8 protein-coding genes are annotated in these 9416 nt (G+C 61.9%); all 8 read left to right on the top strand.

Annotated elements, in window-relative coordinates; genetic code table 11:
* The 8 genes from murD (at position 1) to ftsZ (ending at position 9395) form a co-directional block, all read left to right on the top strand.
* Entirely contained in the window at positions 1-1320 is a 1320-nt protein-coding gene (gene murD / locus FOT55_RS02565; protein WP_049204793.1) for a UDP-N-acetylmuramoyl-L-alanine--D-glutamate ligase, read from the top strand.
* On the top strand, positions 1317-2519 hold the full coding sequence (ftsW, locus tag FOT55_RS02560) for a cell division protein FtsW (protein ID WP_025301570.1): 1203 nt from the start codon (positions 1317-1319) through the stop codon (positions 2517-2519). The genes murD and ftsW overlap by 4 nt, the downstream gene beginning before the upstream one ends.
* Before the next feature lie 3 nt (positions 2520-2522).
* The gene (gene murG, locus FOT55_RS02555) at positions 2523-3587 is read left to right on the top strand and encodes an undecaprenyldiphospho-muramoylpentapeptide beta-N-acetylglucosaminyltransferase (protein WP_004932773.1); all 1065 of its coding nucleotides are present in this window, start codon (positions 2523-2525) and stop codon (positions 3585-3587) included.
* 84 nt (positions 3588-3671) lie between these two features.
* Positions 3672-5147: a UDP-N-acetylmuramate--L-alanine ligase gene (gene murC, locus FOT55_RS02550; RefSeq protein WP_025301571.1), complete on the top strand. Its 1476-nt coding sequence runs from the start codon at positions 3672-3674 to the stop codon at positions 5145-5147.
* Positions 5140-6060: a D-alanine--D-alanine ligase gene (locus FOT55_RS02545; protein ID WP_127146503.1), complete on the top strand. Its 921-nt coding sequence runs from the start codon at positions 5140-5142 to the stop codon at positions 6058-6060. Before murC ends, FOT55_RS02545 begins: the two co-directional genes overlap by 8 nt.
* Position 6061: 1 nt before the next feature.
* On the top strand, positions 6062-6913 hold the full coding sequence (ftsQ, locus tag FOT55_RS02540) for a cell division protein FtsQ (RefSeq protein ID WP_004932761.1): 852 nt from the start codon (positions 6062-6064) through the stop codon (positions 6911-6913).
* Positions 6910-8166, top strand: a complete 1257-nt coding sequence (ftsA, locus tag FOT55_RS02535) for a cell division protein FtsA (protein WP_004932758.1) — start codon at positions 6910-6912, stop codon at positions 8164-8166. The genes ftsQ and ftsA overlap by 4 nt, the downstream gene beginning before the upstream one ends.
* 74 nt (positions 8167-8240) lie before the next feature.
* Entirely contained in the window at positions 8241-9395 is a 1155-nt protein-coding gene (gene ftsZ / locus FOT55_RS02530) for a cell division protein FtsZ (protein WP_004932757.1), read from the top strand.
* Positions 9396-9416: the final 21 nt, after the last annotated feature.

Raw genomic sequence — 9416 nt, 5'->3', positions numbered from 1 at the left:
ATGGCAGACTATCAGGGTAGAAAAGTCGTCATCATCGGGTTGGGCCTCACCGGCCTGTCCTGTGTCGATTTCTTCATGGCGCGCGGCGTGACGCCGCGCGTGATGGATACCCGTATCGCGCCGCCAGGGTTGGACAAACTGCCTGAAAGCGTGGAGCGCCATCTGGGCGATCTGAATCAAGACTGGCTGCTGGCGGCGGATCTGATCGTTGCCAGCCCGGGCGTCGCGCTGGCGACCCCGGCATTGAGCGCCGCGGCTGACGCCGGCGTCGAAATCGTCGGCGACGTCGAACTGTTCTGCCGCGAGGCGCAGGCGCCGATCGTGGCGATTACCGGCTCCAACGGCAAGAGCACCGTCACCACCCTGGTGGGCGAGATGGCGAAAGCCGCCGGTTGGGCGGTGGGCGTGGGCGGCAATATCGGCCTGCCGGCGCTGAGCCTGTTGCGCCAGGAATGTCAGCTTTACGTGCTGGAGCTGTCCAGCTTCCAGTTGGAAACGACGTATAGCCTGCGGGCGGCGGCGGCGACCATCCTGAACGTGACCGAAGATCATATGGATCGCTATCCGTTCGGTCTGCAGCAGTATCGCGGTGCCAAGCTGCGCGTGTATGAAAACGCCGCGGTGTGCGTGGTGAACGCGGACGACGCGCTGACCATGCCGGTGCGCGGCGCCGACGAACGCTGTGTCAGCTTCGGCGCGGACGTAGGCGACTATCACTTGAACCGCCAGCAGGGGGAAACCTGGCTGCGGGTGCGCGGTGAGAAGGTGCTGAATACGCGCGAAATGAAGCTGACCGGCCGCCACAATTACACCAACGCCCTGGCGGCGCTGGCGTTGGCGGATGCGGTCAATATCCCGCGTGCGTCCAGCCTGAAGGCGCTGACCACCTTCACCGGCCTGGCACACCGCTTCCAGCTGGCCTGGGAGCACAACGGCGTGCGTTGGATCAACGATTCCAAAGCCACCAACGTCGGCAGCACCGAAGCGGCGCTGAACGGCCTGCAGGTGGACGGCACGCTGCATCTGCTGCTGGGCGGCGACGGCAAGTCCGCCGATTTCTCGCCGCTGGCGCGCTATCTGCAGGGCGACAACGTGCGTCTGTATTGTTTTGGCCGTGACGGCGCTCAGCTGGCACAGCTGCGGCCGGAAGTGGCGACGTTGACCGAGACCATGGAGCAGGCGATGCGCACCATCGCCGGCCGCGTAATGCCCGGCGATATGGTGCTGTTGTCGCCGGCCTGCGCCAGCCTCGATCAGTTCCGTAATTTTGAAGTACGCGGCGATGAGTTCGCCCGCCTGGCGCAGGAGCTTGGCGGATGAAACTACGCTTGCCGAACTTCGGGCTGACAGAACGGCTGAAAGACTGGGTGACCGGCGCGCGCGACAACGACGCGGTCAACATGGTGCTGTACGATCGCACCCTGCTGTGGTTGACCTTCGGCTTGGCGATCATCGGCTTCGTGATGGTGACCTCGGCCTCGATGCCGATCGGCCAACGCCTGGCGGACGATCCGTTCCTGTTCGCCAAACGTGACGCGCTGTACCTCGGCCTGGCGTTCGGCCTGTCGCTGGTGACGCTGCGCATCCCGATGGAAATTTGGCAGCGCTACAGCAACGTGATGCTGCTGATGTCGATCGTGATGCTGCTGATCGTCCTGGTGGTGGGGAGCTCGGTAAACGGGGCCTCGCGTTGGATCGCACTCGGCCCGTTGCGTATTCAGCCCGCGGAGCTGTCCAAGCTGTCGCTGTTCTGCTACCTGGCGAGCTATCTGGTGCGCAAGGTGGAAGAGGTGCGCAGCAACTTCTGGGGCTTCTGCAAGCCGATGGGCGTGATGGTGGTGCTGGCGGTGCTGCTGCTGGCGCAGCCGGACCTCGGTACCGTGGTGGTGCTGTTCATCACCACGCTAGCAATGCTGTTCCTGGCCGGTGCGAAAATGTGGCAGTTCCTGGCGATCATCGGCTCCGGCGTGTTCGCCGTGGTGCTGCTGATCATCGCGGAACCGTACCGTATGCGCCGCGTGACGTCGTTCTGGAACCCGTGGGCCGACCCGTTCGGCAGCGGCTACCAGCTGACCCAGTCGCTGATGGCGTTCGGCCGCGGCGAGTTCTGGGGGCAGGGGCTCGGCAACTCGGTGCAGAAACTGGAGTATTTGCCAGAGGCACACACCGACTTCATCTTCTCCATTTTGGGGGAAGAACTGGGCTATATCGGTGTGGTTTTAGCCCTGTTAATGGTATTCTTCGTCGCTTTTCGCGCGATGTCCATCGGGCGCCGCGCGCTGGAGATCGACCAACGCTTCTCCGGCTTCCTGGCCTGCGCGATCGGCGTGTGGTTCAGCTTCCAGGCGCTGGTTAACGTCGGCGCCGCCGCGGGCATGCTGCCGACCAAAGGTCTGACGCTGCCGCTGATCAGTTACGGCGGTTCGAGCTTGCTGATTATGTCGACGGCGATCGTGCTGTTGCTGCGAATTGATTATGAAACGCGCCTGACCAAGGCTCAGGCGTTTGTGAAGAGGTAAGGGATGAGCGGGAAACCTAAGCGTTTAATGGTGATGGCAGGCGGTACCGGCGGGCACGTGTTCCCGGGGCTGGCGGTCGCGCATCATCTGATGGCGCAGGGCTGGCAGGTGCGCTGGCTCGGAACCGCAGACCGAATGGAAGCCGATCTGGTGCCGAAGCACGGGATCGAGATCGATTTTATCCGCATCTCCGGCCTGCGCGGCAAGGGCCTGAAGGCTCAATTGACCGCACCGCTGCGGATCTGGCAGGCGGTGCGTCAGGCAAAAGCCATTATGCGCAGCTATCAGCCGGATGTGGTGCTGGGAATGGGCGGTTACGTCTCCGGTCCCGGCGGCCTGGCAGCCTGGCAGTGCGGCATCCCGGTGGTGCTGCACGAGCAGAACGGCATCGCCGGTTTGACCAACCGCTGGCTGGCGCGCATCGCCGCCAAAGTGATGCAGGCCTTCCCCGGCGCGTTCCCGAACGCCGAGGTGGTGGGCAACCCGGTGCGTACCGACGTGTTGGCGCTGCCACTGCCGGCAGAGCGGTTGCAAGGGCGCGAAGGCCCGATCCGCGTGCTGGTGATTGGCGGAAGTCAGGGCGCCCGCGTGCTGAATCAGACAGTTCCTGAAGTCGCGGCGCGTTTGGGCGATAGAATTACGCTCTGGCATCAGGTTGGCAAGGGCGCGCTGGAAACGGTGCTGCGCGACTACGAAAGGGTAGGGCAGACGCAGCACAAAGTGACCGAGTTCATCGACGACATGGCCGCCGCCTATGCCTGGGCCGACGTGGTGGTCTGCCGCTCCGGCGCGTTGACCGTCAGTGAAATCGCGGCGGCAGGGCTGCCGGCGATCTTCGTGCCGTTTATGCACAAGGATCGTCAGCAGTACTGGAACGCGCGTCCGCTGGAAGAAGCCGGCGCGGCGAAGATTATCGAACAGCCGCAGTTTAACGCCGATGTGGTGGCCGAACTGCTGGCGAGTTGGGATCGCAAGACGCTGCTGGCCATGGCCGAGAAAGCGCGTGCGGTCGCCATTCCGGATGCCACCGAGCGCGTGGCGGCGGAGCTGGTGCGGCTCGCCAAGTAACGAGTGCAGGGGTTCGGCGCGCCGAACCTGAATAAAAGCAATGTGATGTAGGGCCGGGGTACCGGATCCGGATTAGAGAGAGTGATGAATACACAACAACTGGCGAAACTACGTACTATCGTGCCCGAGATGCGTCGCGTCCGGCACATTCACTTTGTCGGCATCGGTGGTGCCGGCATGGGTGGTATCGCCGAAGTGTTGGCAAACGAAGGGTATCAGATCAGCGGCTCCGACCTGGCGCCGAATCCGGTCACCCAACAGTTAAGCGCGCTCGGGGCGACGATTTATTTCAATCACCGTCCGGAAAACGTGCTGGATGCGAGCGTGGTGGTGGTGTCTACCGCCATCTCCGCCGACAACCCGGAGATCGTCGCCGCTCGTGAAGCGCGCATCCCGGTGATCCGCCGCGCTGAAATGCTGGCGGAGCTGATGCGTTTTCGCCACGGTATCGCTATCGCCGGCACGCACGGCAAAACCACCACCACGGCGATGGTCTCGAGCATTTACGCCGAAGCCCGCCTGGACCCGACCTTCGTCAATGGCGGGCTGGTGAAGGCGGCGGGGACCCACGCACGACTGGGGTCCAGCCGTTATCTGATCGCGGAAGCGGATGAGAGCGATGCGTCGTTCCTGCATCTGCAGCCGATGGTGGCCGTGGTCACCAACATCGAAGCCGACCACATGGACACCTACCAGGGCGACTTCGAGAACCTGAAGCAGACGTTTATCAATTTCTTGCACAACCTGCCGTTCTACGGCCGCGCGGTAATGTGCATCGACGATCCGGTGGTGCGTGAGCTGCTGCCGCGCGTGGGTCGCCACATCACCACCTACGGCTTCAGTGAAGATGCCGACGTGCGCATCGAAGACTACCGGCAGATTGGGCCGCAGGGGCACTTTACCCTGAGCCGTCAGGACAAACCGTTGCTGACGGTGACGCTGAACGCGCCGGGCCGCCACAATGCGTTGAACGCAGCGGCGGCGGTGGCGGTAGCGACCGAAGAAGGCATCGACGACGAAGATATCCTGCGCGCGCTGGCGGGCTTCCAGGGCACTGGGCGCCGCTTCGATTTCCTCGGCGAGTTTCCGCTGGAGCCGGTCAACGGCAAAGCGGGCAGCGCGATGCTGGTGGACGATTATGGCCACCATCCGACCGAAGTGGACGCCACGCTGAAAGCGGCGCGCGCCGGCTGGCCGGACAAGCGTCTGGTGATGATCTTCCAGCCGCACCGCTACACGCGTACTCGCGATCTGTACGACGATTTCGCCAACGTGCTGTCGCAGGTGGATGTGCTGCTGATGCTTGACGTGTACGCCGCCGGTGAAGCGCCGATCCCGGGCGCGGACAGCCGCTCGCTGTGCCGCACCATCCGCAGCCGCGGCAAGCTGGATCCGATCCTGGTTTCCGATGCCGATACCGTGCCGGAAACGCTGGCGCAGCTGCTGCAGGATGAAGACTTGGTGCTGGTGCAAGGCGCCGGCAACGTGGGCAAAATCGCCCGTAAACTGGCCGAGCTGAAGCTGCAGCCGCCGAAGAAAGAGGAGGAGCACCATGGCTGATAAAGTTGCAGTTCTGCTGGGCGGCACCTCCGCTGAACGTGACGTTTCTCTGCAGTCCGGCGCCGCGGTGCTGGCCGGGTTGCGCGAAGCCGGCATCGATGCGCACGGCGTCGATACCCGCGATTTCCCGGTGACCCAGCTGAAAGATCAAGGGTTCACCAAAGTGTTTATCGCGCTGCACGGCCGCGGCGGCGAGGACGGCACCCTGCAGGGGCTGCTGGAGTTCCTCGAGCTGCCTTATACCGGCAGCGGCGTGATGGCCTCGGCGCTGACCATGGACAAATGGCGCACCAAGATGGTGTGGCAGTCGATGGGCTTGCCGGTGGCGCCTTACGTGGCGCTGAATCGCCAGCTGTATCTCGGCGCCGAAAAAGCGGCGCTGCTGGCGCGCGTGGCGGATCTCGGCCTGCCGCTGATCGTCAAGCCGAGCCGTGAAGGCTCCAGCGTCGGCATGAGCAAGGTCACCGAGAGCGCTGCGTTGGAAGCCGCGCTGGAAGAAGCCTTCCGCCATGACGACGATGTGCTGGTGGAGAAGTGGCTGAGCGGCCCGGAATACACGGTGGCAATGCTGGGCGACCAGGTGCTGCCGTCTATCCGTATCCAGCCGGCCGGCGTGTTTTACGACTACCAGGCCAAGTACATTTCGGACGATACGCAGTACTTCTGCCCGAGCGGTTTGAGCGCCGAGCAGGAAGCCGAGATGGCGGCATTGGCGCTGCGCGCCTACCGCGGTCTGGACTGCAGCGGCTGGGGCCGCGTCGACGTGATGCAAGACAGCGATGGCAGCTTCTATCTGCTTGAGGTGAACACCTCTCCGGGCATGACCAGTCATAGCCTGGTGCCGATGGCGGCGCGCCAGTTTGGATTAAGCTTCTCGCAGCTAGTGGCGAGAATTTTGGAGTTGGCCGACTGATATGTCGCAAGCTGCCCTAAATGCGCGCGATCGCGAGGTGGATAACGGCCCGCGCCGCAGCAATGGAACCCAGTTGGCGGGAATGATTTTCCTGCTGATGGTGTTGGGAACGGTCGTGTGGAGCGGTTGGGCGGTGCTTGGCTGGATGAAAGACGCCAGTCGCCTGCCGCTCTCAAGGCTGGTGGTGACCGGCGAACGCCACTACACCACCAACGATGATATTCGTCAGGCGATCCTGGCGCTGGGCGCCCCCGGCACCTTTATGACGCAGGATGTGGACGTCATCCAGCAGCAGATCGAACGTCTGCCGTGGATCAAGCAGGCCAGCGTGCGCAAACAATGGCCGGATGAGCTGAAGATCCATCTGGTGGAGTACGTCCCGGTGGCGCGCTGGAACGATTTGCACATGGTGGACGCCGAGGGCAAAGCGTTCAGCGTGCCGGCGGAGCGGGCGGGCAAGCAGAAGTTGCCGCTGCTCTACGGGCCGGAAGGAAGCGAACAGGATGTGCTGGAGGGCTATCGGGCGATGAGCGCCACGTTGGCGGCCAGCAAGTATACGCTGAAAATGGCGGCGATGACCGCGCGCCATTCCTGGCAGCTGGCGCTGGACAACGATGTTCGGCTTGAGCTGGGGCGCGATGACCGCAACGGGCGTTTGCAGCGGTTTATTGAGCTTTACCCGGTATTGCAGCAGCAGGGCCAGGCGGAGAGCAAGCGTGTCAGCTATGTCGATCTGCGCTACGAGTCCGGCGCTTCGGTAGGGTGGGCTCCGGTGTTGGTCGATCCGCAGGCGCTTGGCGGTCAGCAAAACAGTAATCAGCAACAGAATCAGGCACAGGCAAAACAACAATGATCAAGTCGACGGACAGAAAACTGGTAGTTGGACTGGAGATCGGTACTGCAAAAGTCTCCGCGTTGGTAGGGGAAGTTCTGCCCGATGGCATGGTCAACATTATCGGGGTGGGCAGCTGCCCGTCTCGCGGCATGGATAAGGGCGGCGTAAACGACCTGGAGTCGGTGGTGAAGTGCGTACAGCGCGCCATCGATCAGGCCGAGCTGATGGCGGACTGCCAGATCTCGTCGGTGTACCTGGCGCTGTCGGGCAAGCACATCAGCTGCCAGAACGAAATCGGCATGGTGCCGATCTCGGAAGAGGAAGTGACGCAGGACGACGTGGAGAACGTGGTGCACACCGCCAAATCGGTGCGCGTGCGCGACGAACACCGCATCCTGCACGTGATTCCTCAGGAATACGCCATCGATTATCAGGAAGGCATCAAAAACCCGGTTGGGCTGTCCGGCGTGCGCATGCAGGCCAAGGTGCATCTGATTACCTGCCATAACGATATGGCGAAGAACATCGTCAAGGCCGTGGAACGTTGCGGCCTGAAAGTTGACCAACTTATTTTCGCCGGTCTGGCCGCGAGCTACGCGGTGCTGACCGAAGATGAACGCGAACTCGGCGTTTGCGTGGTGGATATCGGCGGCGGCACCATGGATATGGCGGTGTACACCGGCGGTGCGCTGCGCCACACCAAAGTGATCCCTTACGCCGGGAACGTGGTCACCAGCGATATCGCTTACGCCTTCGGCACGCCGCCGACCGACGCGGAAGCGATTAAAGTTCGACACGGTTGTGCGCTTGGGTCGATTGTTAGCAAGGATGAGAATGTAGAGGTGCCTAGCGTCGGGGGACGTCCTCCGCGCAGTCTGCAAAGACAGACGCTGGCTGAAGTCATTGAGCCACGCTACACCGAACTGTTGAATCTGGTTAACGATGAAATTTTGCAATTGCAGGAGCAACTGCGTCAGCAAGGGGTGAAGCATCATCTGGCGGCAGGTATCGTGCTGACCGGTGGCGCCGCCCAGATTGATGGCCTGGCAGCCTGTGCGCAACGGGTGTTCCACACCCAGGTACGCATCGGCCAACCCTTGAACATCACGGGTCTGACGGATTATGCGCAGGAGCCTTACTACTCGACGGCGGTAGGTCTGCTGCACTATGGAAAAGAGTCTCACCTGAGCGGTGAGACAGAGGTAGAAAAACGCGCCTCGGTGGGCAATTGGTTTAAACGCATCAATAGCTGGCTGAGAAAAGAGTTTTAATGTTTCAACAAAGAGATCATGCTGAGTAATCTTTTTATGATCTCGCAGCGACAGGCACAAAACGGAGAGAAACTATGTTTGAACCAATGGAACTAACCAATGACGCGGTGATTAAAGTCATCGGCGTCGGCGGCGGCGGTGGCAACGCCGTTGAACACATGGTGCGCGAGCGCATCGAAGGTGTTGAATTCTTCGCTGTGAACACGGACGCCCAGGCGCTCCGCAAAACGGCGGTTGGCCAAACCATCCAGATTGGTAGCGGTATTACCAAAGGTCTGGGTGCGGGCGCGAACCCTGAAGTGGGTCGCAATTCAGCGGAAGAAGACCGCGAAGCCCTGCGCGCAGCGCTGGACGGCGCAGACATGGTCTTCATCGCAGCCGGCATGGGCGGCGGTACCGGTACCGGTGCAGCGCCAGTGGTGGCTGAAGTGGCTAAAGATTTGGGTATTCTGACCGTGGCCGTGGTGACCAAGCCTTTCAACTTCGAAGGCAAGAAGCGCATGGCATTCGCGGAGCAGGGTATCGCTGAGCTGTCCAAACACGTGGACTCGCTGATCACTATCCCGAACGACAAGCTGTTGAAAGTTCTGGGTCGCGGCATTTCCCTGCTGGACGCGTTCGGCGCGGCCAACGACGTGCTGAAAGGCGCGGTGCAGGGTATCGCCGAGCTGATCACCCGTCCGGGCCTGATGAACGTCGACTTCGCCGACGTGCGCACCGTGATGTCCGAAATGGGCTACGCGATGATGGGTTCCGGCGTGGCTTGCGGTGAAGACCGCGCCGAAGAAGCGGCCGAAATGGCGATCTCCAGCCCACTGCTGGAAGACATCGACCTGTCCGGCGCGCGCGGCGTGTTGGTCAACATTACCGCTGGCTTCGACCTGCGTCTGGATGAGTTCGAAACCGTGGGTAACACCATCCGCGCGTTCGCTTCCGACAACGCTACCGTGGTTATCGGTACCTCGCTGGATCCAGAAATGAACGACGAACTGCGCGTAACCGTGGTTGCAACCGGTATCGGTATGGACAAGCGTCCTGAAATCACCCTGGTGACCAATAAGCAGGCCAGCCAGCCGGTGATGGATCACCGTTATCAGCAGCACGGCATGTCGCCTCTGCCGCAGGAAGTGAAACCTGCCGCGAAGGTGGTCAACGACCAAGCTGCGCAGCCGAATAAAGAGCCCGACTATCTTGATATTCCAGCCTTCCTGCGTAAGCAGGCAGACTAAGAATATCCTGAGAATTTGGAA

The sequence above is a fragment of the Serratia bockelmannii genome (assembly GCF_008011855.1).
Taxonomy (GTDB): domain Bacteria; phylum Pseudomonadota; class Gammaproteobacteria; order Enterobacterales; family Enterobacteriaceae; genus Serratia; species Serratia bockelmannii.
This window is presented reverse-complemented; position numbering and strand designations above follow the sequence as displayed.

Bases quoted from the DNA above. Each gene is read 5' to 3' on its own strand.
- murC (WP_025301571.1), top strand. From the start codon at position 3,672: ATGAATACACAACAACTGGCGAAACTACGTACTATCGTGCCCGAGATG.
- ftsW (WP_025301570.1), top strand. From the start codon at position 1,317: ATGAAACTACGCTTGCCGAACTTCGGGCTGACAGAACGGCTGAAAGAC.
- FOT55_RS02545 (WP_127146503.1), top strand. From the start codon at position 5,140: ATGGCTGATAAAGTTGCAGTTCTGCTGGGCGGCACCTCCGCTGAACGT.
- ftsA (WP_004932758.1), top strand. From the start codon at position 6,910: ATGATCAAGTCGACGGACAGAAAACTGGTAGTTGGACTGGAGATCGGT.
- murG (WP_004932773.1), top strand. From the start codon at position 2,523: ATGAGCGGGAAACCTAAGCGTTTAATGGTGATGGCAGGCGGTACCGGC.
- ftsZ (WP_004932757.1), top strand. From the start codon at position 8,241: ATGTTTGAACCAATGGAACTAACCAATGACGCGGTGATTAAAGTCATC.
- ftsQ (WP_004932761.1), top strand. From the start codon at position 6,062: ATGTCGCAAGCTGCCCTAAATGCGCGCGATCGCGAGGTGGATAACGGC.
- murD (WP_049204793.1), top strand. From the start codon at position 1: ATGGCAGACTATCAGGGTAGAAAAGTCGTCATCATCGGGTTGGGCCTC.